We start from the raw sequence: 17810 nt of genomic DNA, 5'->3' as shown, positions 1-17810 counted from the left end.
CGGCTACTTATGCGCCGTCATACGACGACAGGAGGTTCGTCATGGCCAGCTCTTCCGCAGCCGCCGCACGCCGGCGCCGCACCACCGGCCCTGCCCCCTCACTGAACGGTCCGGCGAGCGACATCCACCCCGTGCTGCGCCGGACGACGGCCCCACCGGCCGCACTCGACCTGCTGGGCCAGGCCCGCACAGGACTCGACGACGCGGTCACCCTGGAAACCCCCAACGAGCGCTACGCAGCCGCCCACCTCGCCGCCCTGCGCACCGCCGCCGCCGTCCTCGCGGCCCGCGGGCGCCCGGAGACCAACCCGCGCAAACGCCAGCGGATCAGGAGCGCTTGGGAAGTGCTCCCCGAGATAGCGCCCGAACTCACCGAGTGGAGCGCCCTGTTCGCCTCCGGCGCCCGCCGCCGAGCCCGCGCCGAGGCGGGCATCCAGGGCGCCGCGACCACCCGCGACGCGGACGACCTGCTGCGCGACGTGGCGATGTTCCTGCGCCTCGTCGAGCGCATGCTCGTCCTCCAGCCCGCCCTGCCCCAGCCCCGCCAGGACCGCCCGGACGCGGGGTGAGGAGCCAGGCGTAAGAGACGCAAACACCGGGCCTACGACCTGGGCGGCCGAGCCGCCCCGGAGCAGATGACGGGAGAGTGGTCAGGAGGCAATAGGGTGGTACCACCTGCGCCTTGCACCCCACGTGAGGCCGGGTGAGCCATCCATCGCTCCGCCGACAAGAGGCGGTGCCGCGCCGAGGAGTCAACTGCCGTGTCGGACCCGATGCGCCCCCGCGCTTCTCTCCGTACCGCCGTGGTCTGGGAGGTCCTGAAGGACGCCCTGGACCGTCAGGCCAAGGCGACGGGACGGGAGTCGCTCGACGTCCTGGACACCGGCGGCGGCAGCGGTAACTTCGCCGTGCCCGTGGCCCGCCTCGGACACCGCGTCACGGTCGTCGACCCCAGCCCCAACGCCCTGTTCGCACTGGAGCGCAGGGCGGCCGAGGCCGGGGTCGCCGACCAGGTCCGCGGCGTCCAGGGCGACGCGCACGGCCTGTTCGACGTCGTCGGTCGCGGCGACTACGACGTGGTGCTCTGCCACGGAGTCCTGGAGTACGTGGACGACGCGGCCGAGGGCGTGCGCAACGTCGTCGGCGCCCTGCGCGAGACCGGCGCGCTCAGCCTGCTCGCCGCGGGCCTCGGCGGCGCCGTGCTCGCTCGGGCCCTCGCCGGCCACTTCACCGAGGCCCGGGAAGCGCTCACCGACCCGGACGGCCGCTGGGGCGAGGGCGACCCCGTCCCGCGCCGCTTCACCGCCGAGCAGCTCACCGGGCTCGTCACCGACTGCGGCCTGCGCATCGGCGCGGTGCACGGCGTGCGGGTCTTCGCCGACCTCGTCCCCGGAGTCCTTGTCGACACCGAGCCGGGCGCCCTCGACGCGCTGCTGAAGCTGGAGGCCGCCGCCGCCGAGCAGCCCGCGTTCCACTCGGTCGCCACGCAGCTGCACGTACTGGCCGAGAAGGTCGCCGAATAGCCTCCGCGGACCGAGCGGTGCGGTCGCCGAGCGTCACCGCCCCCGGCCCGCGAAGCCCTCGGAACGCGAACTGCGGCGCTGATCAGCGCCGCAGCCGCAGATGGAGTACGCCACAGGACCCCCGATCGGGCGCTTCGCCCCGTATGATCGAGGGACACCGTCCGGCATGACGGATCGGCCGCTGGGGAATGCAAGCTTCAGCATGGCCGGACCTCCATGACGGGCCCGGAAGGCGAATTGGCGTAGAGGGGCGGGTTTCACGGGGGCGATTCCCTGCCTATCCTGAAGGGGACCCCCGGTCGCCCCGGCGACTGCACGATGAGGAGGACTCCGTGCCGCTCTCGGAGCACGAGCAGCGAATGCTCGAGCAAATGGAGCGAGCGCTGTACGCCGAAGATCCCAAGTTCGCGACAGCGCTTGAGGGAAGCGGGCTGCGTACACATACCCGTCGACGGGTCTACCAGGCAGTTGCCGGATTCCTGGTGGGTATCGCGCTCCTCATGGCCGGCATGGTCGCCCAGCAGATCTGGATCAGCGTCGTGGGCTTCCTCGTGATGCTCGGCTGTGCCGTTCTCGCTGTGACCGGTTGGCGTAAGGCGCCCAAGCCAGGTGAGCAGGCGGCTCCTGGTGCGGCGCCCGGCAAGGCCGGCCGCCGTCAGGGCAAACAGCGCCGCTCGATGATGGAACGGATCGAGCAGCGGTGGCAGCGCCGTCGAGACGAAGAAGGTCGCTGAGCCTTTCATGCCTTTGACTCACTGAGACATCCCGGTTCCGGGAAAGGGTGCACGCCTTTGAGCGTGCACCCTTTTTGCATGCCGGTTCGCGCTTGGAATGTTCTGCCCGGCGGCCGGGCGGGGCGGGGCCTCAGCACTCGGCAGCGGGCCCTCACCTCACAGGGCAGCGGGACCCCCGCCCCAGCGGCAGCAGGGGTCCCGCTGCGCCTGATCAACCTTGTTGGCGACCCGGTCGGCGCACTGCCGCGGACCAGCGGTCCAGGCGGCTCTCGCCCCTGCCGTTCAGCAGCAGTCGCCGGGCGAGCGCACGCCGGCGGGCCGAGAACGCCCAGGCCACACGGGCGGCCGAGCGCGGCGCGAGCAGCGCCCTGGCTCTGCTCGCGCGGCTCAGGCCGGTACGGAGACCGGCCCGCAAGCGGTGCACATCCTCGGCCAGGCCCGTCGCCGGACCCGGATGCGGCGCGTAAAGGACCTGCTCCACGGCCGCCGCCACCCGATGCACAGCTTCGGCGGGCTCCGTCTCCAGGTGCCCGACGCGGACGACGCGGTCCGCGGCCTTGCGGGGTGTCAGCGAATCGTCCGGCAGGATGCCGTAGTCCCAGGCCAGGTCGGTGACCTCGCGCCAGACCGCCAGCGTCCACGCCGCCGCATCCGCCTCCGTACGGCCCCGGGCGCCGAGCCGGACCGCACGCGTTCGCGTTCGCCACAGCCACGGCAGTAGCGGCAGCGCCGCCAGCAGAAGCGCCCCGGCGACCACCGCCACGACCGTCCCGACCGGTGGGCCGTCACCGCCGCCGCCCGCACCGCCCTGCTCCTGCGCGGCCCCGCACTCGCCGAGCTTTTGCTGGTCGCGGGAGCAGCTCTGGGACGGCGCGGCCGACGGAGCGTCCGACGGGGTGTCCGACGCCGAGGGCACCGGCGCCGCGCTGCCGGTGGCTTCCGGGGCCGGCACGTCCTGCCGGGTGTACTCGGGCGTCGTACCGCGCGTCGGCGTCGGCTCGAAGCGCGTCCAGCCGACCCCCTCGAAGTACAGCTCGGGCCAGGCGTGCGCATCGCGCAGGCCGACCGACATCGTGCCGTCCGACTGCGGAGCGCCCGGCGTGAAGCCCACCGCCACCCGCGCAGGTATGCCCAGCGTGCGGGCCATGGCCGCCATCGAGAAGGAGAAGTGGACGCAGAAGCCCTCCTTCTGCTTCAGGAACCGGCTGATCGCCGCGGCCCCACTGCCGGCCTGCACCTCCGTGTCGTACGTGAAGCCGCCTTCGGTCGTGAACCAGTCCTGCAGCTTCACCGCGCGCTCGTAGTCGTTCGCCGCGCCCCGCGTCACCCTGCGGGCCGTCCGCCGGACGTCCGCGGGCAGCGAGTCCGGTACGGAGGTGAACTCGCGCGCCAGCGTCGCGTCCGGCGGCGGGGCCTCGGCCAGCTGCTCGGCCGTGGGCTGCACGATGAGGCTCTTCACCTCGTACTGCCGGCCGCCGGTGTGCTGGCCGCGGTCGCCGACGAGGGTGCGGCCCACCGGCTCGTATCGCCAGCGGCCGTCGATGCCGACCTGCGTCGCGGGGAAGGGCATCGGCAGCCAGTTCTGCTTGTACCAGTCCGCCGCCGAGATGTTCGTCTGCACCTCTGTCGTGCGCACCTCGGAGCTCAGGCCGCCGGGCACCGGGAGGCGGTTCGGCACGTCCGTGATGGCGCGCTCGGCGGGCTTCCAAGACGTGCCGTCGAACTGGTCGAGGGCCACGATCCGGAGATACATGTCCTGCGTCTGCTCCGCATTGGTGCGGTACGAGATGACCTCGCGGTCCTCCGGCTGGTTCAGGCTGTTCTGCAGCGAGACCAGCGGGTTCACCGCGGAGATCGTGCCGCCGCCGGGGCCCCTGCCGCCGCTGCCGCCCGTCGGGTCGAGCAGGCCGCCGTCCAGGGTCGGCAGGGCCGCGGGCACCGAGAGGGCGATGCCGAGCGCGACCACGCCGATGCGCCGCCCCGTACGGACCGGCGCCACCGCGCCCGTGCCGCCCCGCTCCAGGCCCGAGGAGAGCCCGCCCGGCCTGCGGGCGCCGCCGAACACCCGCCCCCACCGGGAGAGCCGGTCGCGCCCCTCCGCCAGGAGCAGCAGCAGATAGCCCGCCGCGGCGAGCACGAACCAGACCCAGCCCGCGCCGCCGTCCGAGAGCCCCGCCGCGACCGAGTACAGCGCGAGCAGCGGCAACCCGGCGGGCGCCGCGGCACGGAACGTCACCGCGAGCGCGTCCACCGCGAGGCCGATCACAAGGACGCCGCCCACCAGCATCAGCCGGATGCCGTCGGACAGCGGCGCCGGGATCGCGTACTGCCCCACGTCCTGGGCGCCCGCCTCAAGCAGCGCGGCGAAGCGTTCGAAGGCGTCCGGGCCCGGCAGGAACCCGGCGATCGCCTGGCCGCGCGCGAAGACGAGCGTGAGCAGCAGCAGCGTCACCACGGCCTGGGCCAGGACGGTCAGCGGCCGGGCAAGCGGCACCCGGCGGGCGAGCGCGCCCGTGCCCGACTGCAGGGCGAGCAGGAGCGCGGCCTGCAGGATCCAGGTGATCGAGCCGACCAGCGGCAGCAGCGCGCAGGACGCGAGCAGCGTGGCCGCCGCGGAGCACAGAGTGACGCGCGTGCGCCCGCTCATGACCAGCCTCCCGTGGTCGTCCCGGCGACCGGGGCCGCGCCCGCGCGGTGCCGGTCCGCGGCCCGCCACAGCTCGGCGAGGTCCGCGCCGGGCGGCACGGCGACGGCCGTCCAGCCCGCCTCGCGCAGCTGCCGCAGCCGATCGTCGAACGGTCCGGACGGGCCGGAGCCCGGCGTGCGGGTCCAGGCCCGGCTGTCCAGGACGAACGCGACGGCCGCTCCGCTGCGCTGCCGCATCCGGGCGATCACGGCCGCCTGGGCCTCGTCCAGGTCGCCGAGGAAGGCGACCAGGAGGCCCTCGTTGCCGCTGCGCAGCACCTCGTACGCGCGCGAGAGGTCTGTGCTGTCGGAGTGGTCGACCACCGCGAGGGTGTCCATCATCAGGCCGGCGGTCTCGGCCGACTCCTGGCCGCCGCCCGCGAAGCCGTCGGGGCCCTCGCCCGGCACGGAGGCGCCGGTGTCGGTCAACAGGCGGACGCCGTAACCGCGTTCGAGCATGTGGACCACGACGGAGGCCGCGCCGGAGACCGCCCACTCGAAGGCCGAGTCGGGGCCCGCGCCCTCGTGGGCCGCGCGGCGGGTGTCGAGCAGCACCGTGCAGCGGGCGCGCTGCGGCTGCTCCTCGCGGCGCACCATCAGCTCGCCGTACCGCGCGGTGGAGCGCCAGTGGACGCGGCGCAGGTCGTCGCCGTGGCGGTACCCGCGCGGGATCACGTCGTCCTCACCGGCGAGCGCGAGGGCGCGCTGTCGCCCGTCGCCGTACCCGGCGGCCTCGCCGGAGAGCCGGACCGGGGGCAGCGGCGTCACGCGCGGGATGACCGTCAGGGTGTCGTACGCACTGAAGGAGCGGGTCAGTTCGCACATGCCGAACGGGTCGGACAGGCGCAGCTGCAGCGGCCCTAGGGGATAGCGACCGCGCAGGTCGGAGCGGACGCGGTAGGAGACCTCGCAGCGGCCGCCCGCCTCCACGCGGTCGAGCACGAACCGGGGCCGCGGGCCGAGCACATAGGGCACCCGGTCCTGCAGCATCAGCAGACCGGTGGGCAGCCGCGACACGTTGTCCATGTGCAGGTGCACCCGGGACTCGGAGCCCGCGGGCACGCGCGCGGGGGAGAGGCGCCGCGCGCCCACGACGCGGTAGCGCGTGCGGTAGAGCACGAGCGTGCAGATCAGCGGCAGCACGGCGAGCAGCAGCCCGACGCGCAGCAGGTCGCTCTGCCCGAGGGCGTACGCGCAGGCGGCCGCCGCGACACCGGCGGCGAGGAAGGAACGGCCGCGGGTGGTCAGGCCCGAGAACGCGGTGCGCAGGCTGCCCCGGTCCTCGTCGGCGTCCGCCTGTCCGCTCTGCGGCGGCGGCCCCCCTGCCGCCATCACAGCCCCCGGGCGCCGGGCGGCTGCCGGTCGTAGGCGGAGGCGCCCGGCTGCCGGCCCGGGTACCCGGAGGACGAGGCCGGGGCGGCGGGCACCGGGGTGCGCTGCAGGATCTCCAGGACGACCTGCTCGGCCGTACGGCGGTTCAACTGGGCCTGGGCCGTGGGCAGCAGGCGGTGCGCGAGGACGGGGACGGCGAGGGACTGGACGTCGTCGGGCAGCGCGTACTCCCGGCCGCTCAGGGCGGCGGCGGCCTTCGCGGCGCGCAGCAGGTGCAGGGTGGCGCGCGGCGAGGCGCCGAGGCGGAGGTCGGCGTGCGTGCGCGTCGCGGCGACCAGGTCGACGGCATAGCGCCGGACCGGCTCCGCGACGTGGACCGTGCGCACCGCCTCGATCAGCTTCACGATGTCGTGGGCGTGCGCCACCGGCTGCAGGTCGTCCAGGGGCGAGACCGCGCCGTGCACGTCGAGCATCTGCAGCTCGGCCTCGGGGCTCGGGTACCCGATGGAGACGCGGGCCATGAAGCGGTCCCGCTGGGCCTCGGGGAGCGGGTAGGTGCCCTCCATCTCGACCGGGTTCTGCGTGGCCACGACCATGAACGGGTCGGGCAGCTCGTAACTCTTCCCGTCGATGGTGACCTGGCGCTCCTCCATGGACTCAAGGAGCGCGGACTGGGTCTTGGGCGAGGCGCGGTTGATCTCGTCGCCGATGACGATCTGCGCGAAGATCGCGCCCGGCTTGAACTCGAAGTCCCGCTCCTGCTGGTCGAAGATCGACACCCCGGTGATGTCCGAGGGCAGCAGGTCGGGCGTGAACTGGATGCGGCGCACCGAGCAGTCGATGGACCGCGCGAGGGTCTTGGCGAGCATGGTCTTGCCCACGCCCGGCACGTCCTCGATCAGCAGGTGCCCCTCGGCGAGGAGCACGGTCAGCGCGAGCCTCACGACCTCCGGCTTGCCCTCGATCACACCCTCCACCGACCTGCGGACACGCTCTGCGGTGGTGGTCAGATCAGTGAGGCTCGCTCGATCTTCATAGGTCGTCACCCGGCCCTCCTCGGCCCGTTCTCCAGGCCGAAGTCTCTGTGCGACCGGCCCTCCCCGAATTACGGCACCCGTCGCGAAAGCGTCCGCGGGATGCCACACACGCATTCTTGTTGCCGTTACCGGGTCGTGTCACTCGGCTGTGGATAACTGGCGGCGATATGTCGGGGCTTGGGATCTTTTGGGAGATGAGTACGGCTGATTTCCCTCCGGAATTCGCCCGGAAGGTGAGCCTCCGCCCGGCGAAGCCGCTGCCGAGCGGAGGTGGCGGGCGCAGGAGTTACGCCGGGTCGATCTCGCGCAGCAGCCCGGTCTTCACGTCGAAGACGAAGCCCCGCACGTCGTCGGTGTGCAGCAGGAAGGGCGAGGTGCGCACCCGCTGCATCGACTGGCGCACGTCCTGGTCCACGTCGCGGAAGGCCTCCACCGCCCACGCCGGACGCTGGCCCACCTCGTCCTCCAGCTCGTGCCGGAAGTCCTCGGTGAGGCTGAGCAGACCGCAGCCGGTGTGGTGGATCAGGACCACGCTGCGGGTCTCGAGCGCACGCTGGCTGATGGTGAGCGAACGGATCACGTCGTCGGTGACCACGCCGCCCGCGTTGCGGATCGTGTGGCAGTCGCCGAGGTCGAGCCCGAGGGCGTCGTGCAGGTCGAGCCGGGCGTCCATGCACGCCACGACGGCGACCTTGAGGACGGGCCGGGCGTCCATGCCCGGGTCGGTGAAGTCGGCGGCGTACCGGTGGTTCGCCTCGACCAGGCGGTCGGTGACCGTACCCCCGGCGGACGTGTCCGATATGCGGCGGGCGGGGTTCGCGGGAACTGAGGCAGTCGACATGCGTACGACGTTAGTGCGCACAGGCCGCGCAGGCCTGCTGTGAGAGGGGACAAAGAACGCCATCAGCGCTTGTTGTGAGGTAACCCACAGGGCTGCGCGGGCCGCGTCCGTACGGGTGAAAGGGGACACGAAAGGCCGCTGTTCGACGCGCACAGCGCGCGCGTGGCCGGAGATTGACCGCGGTACAGCGTGGACTAAAGTGACGCGAAGCGGGAGGGGAAAACCCTCCCTCCTTGACTGGTTTCCCGGAGATTCCTTCCGAATTTCCCCCGCGCGCGGTGCGCACGTACGGCTCGGCCTCCTCCCGCTCCCGGTCGGCTGACGCCCCTTCCCCGGCGCCAGGCGTGCCGTTCCCCTTGGAGCGGGCGGGGACCCGGCAGTGCGTGTGCGGCCGCCGCTCTACTTGAGAGGGTGTTTTGAGCGAGAGCCGACACGTCCCGGTGATGCTCCAGCGGTGCCTGGACCTGTTGGCCCCGGCCCTGACACAGCCCGGAGCCGTGGTCGTCGACTGCACGCTCGGCCTCGGCGGGCACAGCGAGGCGCTGCTGCGCACCTTCCCCGAGGCCCGGCTCGTCGCCCTAGACCGGGACAAGGAGGCGCTGCGCCTCTCCGGCGAGCGGCTCGCCCCGTACGGAGACCGGGCCACCCTGGTGCACGCGGTCTACGACGAACTCCCCGACGTACTCGACCGCCTGGGCATCCCCGGCGTCCAGGGCGTCCTCTTCGACCTCGGCGTCTCCTCCATGCAACTCGACGAGGCGGACCGGGGTTTCGCGTACGCGCAGGACGCCCCGCTCGACATGCGCATGGACCAGACGACCGGGATGAGCGCCGCCGAGGTCCTCAACACGTACCCGGCGGGCGAACTCGTGCGCATCCTCAGGGCGTACGGCGAGGAGAAGCAGGCCAAGCGGATCGTCTCGGCGATCGTGCGCGAGCGCGAGAAGGAGCCGTTCAGCAACAGCGCGCGGCTCGTCGAACTCATCAGGGACGCACTGCCGCAGGCCGCCAAGCGCACCGGAGGCAACCCCGCGAAGCGCACGTTCCAGGCGCTGCGGATCGAGGTCAACGGTGAACTCTCCGTCCTGGAAAGGGCGATCCCGGCGGCCGTGAAGGCGCTCGCGGTCGGCGGCCGGATCGCCGTCCTGTCGTACCACTCGCTCGAAGACCGGCTCGTCAAGCAGGTGTTGGCGGCCGGTGCGGCCAACACCGCGCCGCCCGGTCTCCCGGTCGTGCCCGAGCAGTACCAGCCGCGGCTGAAGCTGCTCACGCGCGGCGCCGAACTCCCCACCGAGGAAGAGGTGGCCGAGAACCGCAGGGCCGCGCCCGCGCGGTTGCGCGGGGCGCAGCGCATCCGGGAGGACATCGCGTGACCCGGAGCAGTGGGGAGGGCTTCGCATGAGCGGAAAACCGCCGATGCGGGGGAGGGCCGCGCGGCTCGCGCGACTGCTTCCCACCGGTCCCGCCTCCGCGGCCCGCACCCCGTTCGTCCTGCTTGTCGTGGTGCTGCTCGGCGGTGGCCTGATCGCGCTGCTGCTGCTCAACTCCTCGCTCAACCAAGGGTCGTTCCGGCTCAGCAAGCTGAAGCGGGAGGTGACCGAGCTCACCGACCAGCAGCAGGAATTGCAGCGCGAGGTCGACGGCTACTCGGCGCCCGGCAACCTGGAGCGGCGCGCCCGCGAGCTCGGCATGGTCCCCGGCGGCAACCCCGCCTTCATCGACCCGGACGGCAAGATCCGCGGTACGACGGACCCGGCCGCCGCCGCGCCCCCGCCGCCGAGCCCCGCCAACTCGACGCCGCCGCCCGCCGGTTCGCCGTCCGCCGGGGCTTCCGTCACGCCGTCCGCCGTGCCTTCCGGTTCGCCGGGCGGCAGCCCGTCCGCGCTGCCGTCCGGCAGCCCCTCCGGCGCGCCCGCCGCGGGCCCGTCCGGTTCCACGCCCACGAGCCCGGCGCCGTCCGCACGGACCGGTGCGGCGCCCACTCCCTCGACCACCGCAAGGTGATGCCGTGACCGACAGGCAGCCCCCACGACGTCGGGTGCCCGGACCGGCCAAACCGGGCCGCCCCGGCAGCACCCCGCGCCGCCCCGCGCAGGGCAGCCGCCCCGCCCAGGGCGCCCGGCAGAGCGCCCGCCCCGCCGCGCGCAAGCCCCGGCCCGCGGCGCCGAGGCCCGCCGCCGCGCCCAGGCCGCGCACCATCCGCCTCGGCAGCCCGCGGCCCCGACTCCGGCTGATCAGCGTGGGCCTGGCCCTGGTGATGATCGCCTTCGTCGTACGGCTCCTGCAGGTGCAGGCCGTGGACGCCAGTGCGTACGCGGCCAAGGCCGAGAAGAACCGCTATTTCAGCCACACCCTGACCGCGGAGCGGGGCGCCATCACCGACCGCAACGGCGCCGAGCTGGCGATCAGCGTGGACGCGTACGACATCACGGCCGACCCGTCGATGTTCACCGCCAAGGCGACCGGCGTGCAGGACGCGCCCGAGCAGGCCGCCGCGCTGCTCGCGCCGATCGTCGATGAGGACGCCGCCGACATCGCCCGCAAACTCCGTAAGCCCAAGAGCCGTTACGCCCTGCTCGCGCGCCGCCAGACGCCCGAGATCTGGAAGCAGATCAAGGACCTGAAGAACGCCTTCCAGGAGGAGGCGGACAAGGCCGGCAAGAGCAGCGTCCTCTCCGGCGTCTTCCAGGAGCCGAGCAGCAAGCGCCTCTACCCGAACGGCGACCTGGCCGCCGGCATGCTCGGCTGGGTCAACGCCGAGGGCAAGGGCGGCGGCGGCATCGAGGCGCAGCTGGACGAGGAACTCGCGGGCAAGGACGGCAAGATCACGTACGCGCAGTCCGGCGGCCGGCGGGTGCCGACGGCGGGCGGCGACGAGAACCCCGCGACGCCCGGCTCCGACTTCGAGCTGACCATCGACCGCGACATCCAGTACGTGGCGCAGAAGGCCATCGCCGCACAGGTCACCAAGTCCAAGGCCGACCGCGGCTACGTGGTCGTCCAGGACACCGAGACCGGCGAGCTGCTCGCCCTGGCCAACGCCCCCGGCTTCGACCCGGCCGACCTCGCGCACGCCGACCCGAACGCCCTCGGCAACGCGGCCCTGCACGACGCGTACGAGCCCGGCTCCACCACCAAGCTGATCTCGATGGCGGCCGTGCTGGAGGAGAAGGCGGCCGCGCCCGGCACCCATGTCACGGTGCCCAACCGGCTGCACCGCGGCGACCGGCTCTTCAAGGACGACGTCGACCACCCCACCTGGTACCTGACGCTCAGCGGAGTGCTCGCCAAGTCCAGCAACATCGGCACGATCCTCGCCACCCAGCAGCTCGGCAAGACCCAGCCGCAGGCCAACGAGGTCCTCTACTCGTACCTCCGCAAGTTCGGCATCGGACGGCCGACCGGGCTCGGCTTCCCCGGCGAGACCGCGGGCATCCTCGCCAAGCCGGAGGACTGGTCGACCTCGCAGCAGTACACCGTCCCCTTCGGCCAGGGCTTCTCGCTCAACGCCGTGCAGGCCACCTCGGTCTACTCGACGGTGGCCAACGGGGGCGTACGCGTGGAGCCCACCCTCATCCGCGGATCGAAGGGGCCCGATGGCCGATTCACGCCGTCGCCCGAGCCGAAGAAGAGCCGGGTGGTGAGCGAGAAGACGGCCGCCACGCTGTCCCGGATGCTGCAGTCCGTGGTGGACGACGACGAGGGCACCGGAACCAAGGCGAAGATCGACGGTTACCGCGTGGCGGGCAAGACGGGCACGGCCAACCGCGTGGACCCGAAGACCGGCCGCTACAAGGGATACACGTCGTCCTTCGCCGGCTTCGCGCCCGCCGACAAGCCGCGGATCGCGGTCTACTGCGCGATCCAGAACCCCACCAAGGGCAACTACTTCGGTGGCCAGATCTGTGCGCCGATCTACCAGCAGGTCATGGAGTTCGCGCTCAAGACCCTGCAGGTCCCGCCGTCCGGCGCCAAGGCCCCCGGACTGCCGGTCGAATTCGATCCGAAAGACTGAGACCGGACGATCCGGAATTACAGAACTCGGAATACGGAACAGGTAACTCCCGTGACAACGATCACCCCGGACCCGGGGAACCAGAACGTCCGCCCCGCGCACGAGGACCTCCCATTTCGCGCCCCGCAGGGTGCGCCGGGTACGCTCACCGCCGTGCCACACGCTGATCAGTCCCAAACCACCCAGAAGGGCGTTCCCGTGACATATCCGGGGCCGCCGCGGCCGGAGCAGGTCTCCGCGAGCACCCTCGCGATCCTCGCCGAGCAGCTGGGTGTCGACGCCCCTGGGGCCGCGGAGATCACCGGCATCACGCACGACTCCCGTGCCGTGCGCCCCGGTGACGTCTACGCCGCCCTCCCCGGAGCCCGCGTCCACGGCGCGGACTTCGCCGCGCAGGCCGCCGACCTCGGCGCCGCCGCGATCCTCACCGACCTGGCCGGGATGGACCGCGCCGCGGCGACCGGCCTGCCGCTGCTCATCGTGGGCGACCCGCGCGGCCGCATGGGCGAACTGGCCGCCACCATCTACGGGAAGCCGGGCAGCGACCTGCTGCAGATCGGCATCACCGGCACCTCCGGCAAGACCACCACCGCGTACCTCGTCGAGGGCGGACTCCAGGCCGCGGGACACAAGTCCGGCCTGATCGGCACCGTCGAGATGCGCGTCGGCGACGACCGCATCAAGTCGGAGCGCACCACCCCCGAAGCCACCGATCTGCAGGCGCTGTTCGCGGTGATGCGCGAGCGCGGCGTCGACTCGGTCGCCATGGAGGTCTCCAGCCACGCCCTCGTGCTCGGCCGGGTCGACGGCTGCGTCTTCGACGTCGCCGTCTTCAACAACCTGAGCCCGGAGCACATGGAGTTCCACTCCGACATGGAGGACTACTTCCGGGCCAAGGCGCAGCTGTTCACGCCCAAACGCTCCCGCCTCGGCGTCGTCAACTTCGACGACGAGTACGGCCGCAGGCTCGTCACCGAGGCCACGGTCCCGGTCGTCACGTTCTCCGCCGAGGGCCACCCGGACGCCGAGTGGCGCGCCGAGGACGTCGAAGTCGGCCCGATGGACTCCACGTTCACCGTCGTCGGCCCCAAGGGCGAGCGGATCGCCGCGAAGTCGCCGCTCGCCGGGCCGTTCAACGTGGCCAACACGCTCGCCGCGATCGTCGCCCTCGCCGCCGCCGGCATCGACCCGCAGACCGCGGCCGACGGCATCGCGGCCGTCCCCGGAGTGCCGGGCCGCCTGGAGCGGGTCGACGCGGGCCAGGACTACCTCGCCGTCGTGGACTACGCGCACAAGACCGACGCCGTCGAGTCCGTGCTCCGCGCCCTGCGCAAGGTCACCGAGGGCAAGCTGCACATCGTCCTCGGCTGCGGCGGCGACCGCGACCAGACCAAGCGCATGCCGATGGGTGCGGCGGCCGCCCGGCTCGCCGACACCGCCGTCCTCACCTCGGACAACCCCCGCTCCGAGGACCCCCTCTCGATCCTCGCCACCATGCTCGCCGGCGCCGCCGAGGTGCCGGTCCACGAGCGCGGCGACGTCCAGGTCTTCGAGGACCGGGCCGCCGCCATCGCCTCGGCCGTGCACCGCGCCCGCCCCGGGGACACCGTCCTCGTCGCCGGCAAGGGCCACGAGCAGGGCCAGGACATCAACGGAGTGGTACGCCCCTTCGACGACCGTGACGTGCTGCGCGCCGCCATCGAGCACAGCCGCCGCAACGCCACTCAGAACACCCAGGGATGAAGCAGTGATCGCCCTCTCCCTCGCCGAGATCGCCTCCGTCGTCGGCGGGCAGCCGTACGACATACCGGACGGCGACCGCCAGGTCACCGGCCCCGTGGTCATCGACTCCCGCAAGGTCGAGCCCGGCAGCCTCTTCGCCGCCTTCGTCGGCGAGAAGGTCGACGGCCACGACTACGCCGAGCGCGCCATCGAGTCGGGAGCGGCCGCCGTGCTCGCCACCCGGCCCGTCGGCGTGCCCGCGATCGTGGTCGACGACGTCGAGAAGGCGCTCGGCGCCCTCGCACGCGCCGTCGTCTCCCGGCTCGGCACCACCCTCATCGCCCTCACCGGCTCCGCGGGCAAGACCTCCACCAAGGACCTGATCGCGCAGCTCCTGCAGCGCAAGGCCCCCACGGTGTGGACGCCCGGCTCCCTCAACAACGAGATCGGCCTGCCGATCACCGCGCTCACCGCCACCGAGGAGACCAGGCACCTGGTCCTCGAGATGGGCGCCCGCGGCATCGGCCACATCCGGTACCTCACCGGCCTCACCCCGCCGAAGATCGGCGTCGTGCTGAACGTCGGCTCCGCCCACATCGGCGAGTTCGGCGGCCGCGAGCAGATCGCCCAGGCCAAGGGCGAGTTGGTGGAAGCTCTCCCGGCCGACGGCACCGCGATCCTCAACGCCGACGACCCCCTCGTACGCGCGATGTCCTCGCGTACGCAGGCCGACGTGCTGCTCTTCGGCGAGTCCGAAGAGGCCGACGTACGCGCCGAGAATGTCCGGCTCACCGAGCAGGGACAGCCCTCCTTCACGCTGCACACACCCTCCGGGTGCAGTGACGTGACCTTGCGCCTGTACGGTGAGCACCACGTGTCGAACGCGCTTGCCGCGGCCGCCGTCGCCCACCGACTCGGGATGTCCACCGACGAGATCGCGGTCGCGCTCTCCGAAGCGGGCAACCTGTCCCGCTGGCGGATGGAGGTCACCGAGCGCCCGGACGGCGTGACGGTCGTCAACGACGCCTACAACGCGAACCCCGAGTCCATGCGAGCCGCACTGCGCGCGCTCGCGGCCATGGGCAAGGGACGCCGGACGTGGGCGGTGCTCGGACAGATGGCCGAGCTCGGGGACGAGGCACTCGTCGAGCACGACGCGGTCGGACGCCTGGCCGTCCGGCTCAATGTGAGCAAGCTCGTCGCGGTCGGGGGCAGGGAAGCGTCCTGGCTGCAGCTGGGCGCATACAACGAGGGTTCGTGGGGTGAGGAGTCGGTGCACGTGTCCGACGCACAGGCGGCGGTCGACCTGCTGCGCAGCGAGCTGCGCCCGGGAGACGTCGTGCTCGTGAAGGCCTCCAGGTCGGTGGGCCTGGAGAAGGTCGCGTTCGCGCTCATCGAGGGTGAGGTCTCCGGCCGATGAGGCAGATCCTCTTCGCGGGTGTCATCGGACTCTTCCTGACCCTGATCGGCACCCCGCTGCTGATCAAGCTCCTGGCCAAGAAGGGCTACGGCCAGTACATCCGGGACGACGGCCCGCGCGAGCACGCCAGCAAGCGCGGTACGCCGACCATGGGTGGCATCGCCTTCATCCTGGCGACGATCCTCGCGTACTTCGGCGCCAAGCTGATCACCGGAGCGCCGACCACGTTCTCCGGTCTGCTCGTGCTCTTCCTGATGGCGGGCATGGGCCTCGTCGGCTTCCTCGACGACTACATCAAGATCATCAAGCGGCGCTCGCTCGGTCTGCGGGCCAAGGCCAAGATGGCCGGCCAGCTGATCGTCGGCGTCACCTTCGCGGTGCTCGCGCTGCAGTTCGCGGACAACCGCGGCAACACCCCGGCCTCCACGAAGCTTTCGTTCGTGCAGGACTTCGGCTGGTCGATCGGCCCGGTGCTCTTCGTGGTCTGGGCGCTCTTCATGATCCTGGCCATGTCGAACGGCGTGAACCTCACGGACGGCCTGGACGGCCTCGCCACCGGCGCCTCCGTGATGGTCTTCGGCGCGTACACGTTCATCGGCGTCTGGCAGTTCCAGGAGTCCTGCGCCAACGCGGTGACCCTGACCAACCCGGCGGCCTGTTTCGAGGTCCGCGACCCGCTCGACCTGGCCATCGTGGCCTCGGCGTTGATGGGCGCGTGCTTCGGCTTCCTGTGGTGGAACACCTCGCCGGCCAAGATCTTCATGGGCGACACCGGTTCGCTCGCGCTCGGCGGCGCGCTCGCCGGCCTCGCGATCTGCTCGCGCACGGAACTCCTTCTCGCGCTCCTCGGCGGCCTGTTCGTCCTCATCACCATGTCCGTGGTGATCCAGGTCGGCTCCTTCCGCCTCACCGGCAAGCGCGTCTTCCGGATGGCGCCGCTGCAGCACCACTTCGAACTCAAGGGGTGGTCCGAGGTCCTTGTGGTGGTCCGCTTCTGGATCATCCAGGGCATGTGCGTCATCGTCGGACTCGGCATCTTCTACGCGGGATGGGCAGCGGACAAGTGACCGACTGGCAGGGCAAGCACGTCACCGTCGCCGGGCTCGGCGTCTCCGGAATCCCGGCGGCCAAGGTCCTGCACGGCCTCGGCGCACACGTCACGGTCGTCAACGACGGCGACGACGAGCGCTCCCGTACACAGGCCGCGGACCTTGAAGCGCTCGGCATCACGGTCCGGCTCGGCGACGGCGACACCCTGCCGCCCGGCACCGAACTGGTCGTCACGACGCCCGGCTGGAAGCCCGACAAGCCGCTCTTCGCGGCCGCCGCGGAGGCGGGCGTCGAGGTGTGGGGCGACGTCGAACTGGCCTGGCGCCTGCGCGGCCCCGACGCCGCCCCCTGGCTCGCGGTCACCGGCACCAACGGCAAGACCACGACCGTACGGATGCTCGCGTCGATCCTGGAGGCGGCGGGCCTGAGGACCGCCGCCGTCGGGAACATCGGCGTCTCCCTCCTGGACGCGGTCCTCGGCGACGAGACGTACGACGTACTCGCCGTGGAGCTCTCCAGCTACCAGCTGCACTGGTCGCCCTCGCTGCGCGCCCACTCCGCCGCGGTCCTCAACCTGGCCCCGGACCACCTCGACTGGCACGGCTCCATGGAGGCGTACGCCAAGGACAAGGGCCGGATCTACGAGGGCAACCAGGTCGCCTGCGTCTACAACGTCGCGGACAAGGCGACCGAGGACCTGGTCCGCGAGGCCGACGTCGAGGAGGGCTGCCGCGCGATCGGCTTCACCCTCGGCACCCCGCGCCCGTCCGAACTCGGCGTCGTGGAAGGCATCCTGGTCGACCGCGCCTTCGTCGAGGACCGGCAGAAGCAGGCCCAGGAACTCGCCGAGGTCGCGGACGTCAACCCGCCCGCCCCGCACAACGTCGCCAACGCCCTCGCGGCCGCGGCACTGGCCCGCGCCTTCGGCGTCGAACCGGCCGCCGTGCGCGACGGACTGCGCAACTTCCGCCCCGACGCGCACCGCATCGAGCACGTCGCGGACGTCGCGGATGTGTCGTACGTGGACGACTCCAAGGCCACCAACCCCCATGCGGCACAAGCCTCGTTGGCCGCGTACGAGTCGATCGTGTGGATCGCCGGCGGGCTCGCCAAGGGCGCCTCGTTCGACGAGCTGGTCGCCGCCTCCGCACCCCGGCTCAAGGGCGCCGTGCTCATCGGCAAGGAGCGCCACCTGGTCCGCGAAGCCCTGGCCCGACACGCCCCCGAAGTCCCGGTGGTCGACCTCGACCGGACCGACACTGGGGCGATGTCCGCGGCCGTCGAGGAGGCGGCACGGCTCGCCGCTCCCGGTGACACCGTCCTGCTCGCCCCGGCCTGTGCCTCGATGGACATGTTCGTCAACTACAACAAGCGCGGCGAGGCGTTCGCGGACGCCGTGCACGCACTCGCCGCCGACCGCGCCTAGTCGGACCGGCCCGCCCGCCGCCCCC

The 17810-nt window shown here is 72.2% G+C and carries 14 protein-coding genes; 10 read left to right on the top strand and 4 right to left on the bottom strand.

From position 1 onward, the window contains the following. Positions 1-41 precede the first annotated feature (41 nt). The 3 genes from QIS96_RS04215 to QIS96_RS04205 all read left to right on the top strand — a co-directional run bounded on the left by QIS96_RS04215 (position 42) and on the right by QIS96_RS04205 (position 2257). Positions 42-569 carry an SAV_6107 family HEPN domain-containing protein gene (locus QIS96_RS04215; RefSeq protein WP_282540976.1) on the top strand — a complete coding sequence of 176 codons (528 nt, stop codon included), beginning with the start codon at positions 42-44 and terminating at the stop codon, positions 567-569. 192 nt (positions 570-761) lie between these two features. After that, positions 762-1523: a methyltransferase gene (locus QIS96_RS04210; RefSeq protein ID WP_282540975.1), complete on the top strand. Its 762-nt coding sequence runs from the start codon at positions 762-764 to the stop codon at positions 1521-1523. 332 nt (positions 1524-1855) lie between these two features. Further along, on the top strand, positions 1856-2257 hold the full coding sequence (locus QIS96_RS04205; protein ID WP_282540974.1) for a DUF3040 domain-containing protein: 402 nt from the start codon (positions 1856-1858) through the stop codon (positions 2255-2257). Positions 2258-2468: 211 nt separating this feature from the next. Here QIS96_RS04205 and QIS96_RS04200 read toward each other — a convergent pair whose 3' ends face one another. The 4 genes from QIS96_RS04200 to QIS96_RS04185 all read right to left on the bottom strand — a co-directional run bounded on the left by QIS96_RS04200 (position 2469) and on the right by QIS96_RS04185 (position 8215). Beyond that, the gene (locus QIS96_RS04200) at positions 2469-4904 is read right to left on the bottom strand and encodes a transglutaminase TgpA family protein (RefSeq protein WP_282540973.1); all 2436 of its coding nucleotides are present in this window, start codon (positions 4902-4904) and stop codon (positions 2469-2471) included. Next, positions 4901-6274 carry a DUF58 domain-containing protein gene (locus tag QIS96_RS04195; protein WP_282540972.1) on the bottom strand — a complete coding sequence of 458 codons (1374 nt, stop codon included), beginning with the start codon at positions 6272-6274 and terminating at the stop codon, positions 4901-4903. Before QIS96_RS04195 ends, QIS96_RS04200 begins: the two co-directional genes overlap by 4 nt. Further along, the gene (locus QIS96_RS04190; protein WP_282540971.1) at positions 6274-7320 is read right to left on the bottom strand and encodes an AAA family ATPase; all 1047 of its coding nucleotides are present in this window, start codon (positions 7318-7320) and stop codon (positions 6274-6276) included. Before QIS96_RS04190 ends, QIS96_RS04195 begins: the two co-directional genes overlap by 1 nt. Before the next feature lie 277 nt (positions 7321-7597). Continuing rightward, a complete protein-coding gene (locus tag QIS96_RS04185) occupies positions 7598-8215 on the bottom strand; it encodes a beta-class carbonic anhydrase (RefSeq protein ID WP_282540970.1) in 618 nt (205 codons plus the stop codon). A gap of 353 nt (positions 8216-8568) precedes the next feature. Here QIS96_RS04185 and rsmH point away from each other — a divergent pair, with 353 nt between their 5' ends. Genes rsmH through murD form a run of 7 tightly spaced genes read left to right on the top strand, consistent with a single transcriptional unit; the run spans position 8569 to position 17785 of the window. Beyond that, positions 8569-9525, top strand: a complete 957-nt coding sequence (gene rsmH / locus QIS96_RS04180) for a 16S rRNA (cytosine(1402)-N(4))-methyltransferase RsmH (protein WP_282540969.1) — start codon at positions 8569-8571, stop codon at positions 9523-9525. Between the two features lie 25 nt (positions 9526-9550). After that, the gene (locus QIS96_RS04175) at positions 9551-10156 is read left to right on the top strand and encodes an FtsB/FtsL family cell division protein (RefSeq protein ID WP_282540968.1); all 606 of its coding nucleotides are present in this window, start codon (positions 9551-9553) and stop codon (positions 10154-10156) included. Positions 10157-10160: 4 nt separating this feature from the next. Next, on the top strand, positions 10161-12167 hold the full coding sequence (locus QIS96_RS04170) for a peptidoglycan D,D-transpeptidase FtsI family protein (protein WP_282540967.1): 2007 nt from the start codon (positions 10161-10163) through the stop codon (positions 12165-12167). Positions 12168-12218: 51 nt separating this feature from the next. Next, complete coding sequence (locus QIS96_RS04165) at positions 12219-13910, top strand: UDP-N-acetylmuramoyl-L-alanyl-D-glutamate--2,6-diaminopimelate ligase (protein WP_282540966.1); 1692 nt, start codon at positions 12219-12221, stop codon at positions 13908-13910. Between the two features lie 4 nt (positions 13911-13914). After that, positions 13915-15309 carry a UDP-N-acetylmuramoyl-tripeptide--D-alanyl-D-alanine ligase gene (locus QIS96_RS04160; RefSeq protein ID WP_282540965.1) on the top strand — a complete coding sequence of 465 codons (1395 nt, stop codon included), beginning with the start codon at positions 13915-13917 and terminating at the stop codon, positions 15307-15309. Beyond that, positions 15306-16376, top strand: a complete 1071-nt coding sequence (gene mraY, locus QIS96_RS04155) for a phospho-N-acetylmuramoyl-pentapeptide-transferase (RefSeq protein WP_282540964.1) — start codon at positions 15306-15308, stop codon at positions 16374-16376. The genes QIS96_RS04160 and mraY overlap by 4 nt, the downstream gene beginning before the upstream one ends. Continuing rightward, entirely contained in the window at positions 16358-17785 is a 1428-nt protein-coding gene (gene murD, locus QIS96_RS04150) for a UDP-N-acetylmuramoyl-L-alanine--D-glutamate ligase (RefSeq protein WP_282540963.1), read from the top strand. Before mraY ends, murD begins: the two co-directional genes overlap by 19 nt. The last annotated feature ends 25 nt before the right edge of the window (positions 17786-17810 follow it).

Origin of the sequence: Streptomyces cavernicola (genome assembly GCF_029968035.1) — a bacterium.
Lineage (GTDB): Bacteria > Actinomycetota > Actinomycetes > Streptomycetales > Streptomycetaceae > Streptomyces > Streptomyces cavernicola.
This window is presented reverse-complemented; position numbering and strand designations above follow the sequence as displayed.

Excerpts from the sequence above, each read along its gene's own strand:
- QIS96_RS04215 (WP_282540976.1), top strand. The coding sequence starts at position 42 with ATGGCCAGCTCTTCCGCAGCCGCCGCACGCCGGCGCCGCACCACCGGC.
- QIS96_RS04200 (WP_282540973.1), bottom strand. The coding sequence starts at position 4,904 with ATGAGCGGGCGCACGCGCGTCACTCTGTGCTCCGCGGCGGCCACGCTG.
- QIS96_RS04195 (WP_282540972.1), bottom strand. The coding sequence starts at position 6,274 with ATGGCGGCAGGGGGGCCGCCGCCGCAGAGCGGACAGGCGGACGCCGAC.
- QIS96_RS04185 (WP_282540970.1), bottom strand. The coding sequence starts at position 8,215 with ATGGCGTTCTTTGTCCCCTCTCACAGCAGGCCTGCGCGGCCTGTGCGC.
- QIS96_RS04175 (WP_282540968.1), top strand. The coding sequence starts at position 9,551 with ATGAGCGGAAAACCGCCGATGCGGGGGAGGGCCGCGCGGCTCGCGCGA.
- mraY (WP_282540964.1), top strand. The coding sequence starts at position 15,306 with ATGAGGCAGATCCTCTTCGCGGGTGTCATCGGACTCTTCCTGACCCTG.
- murD (WP_282540963.1), top strand. The coding sequence starts at position 16,358 with ATGGGCAGCGGACAAGTGACCGACTGGCAGGGCAAGCACGTCACCGTC.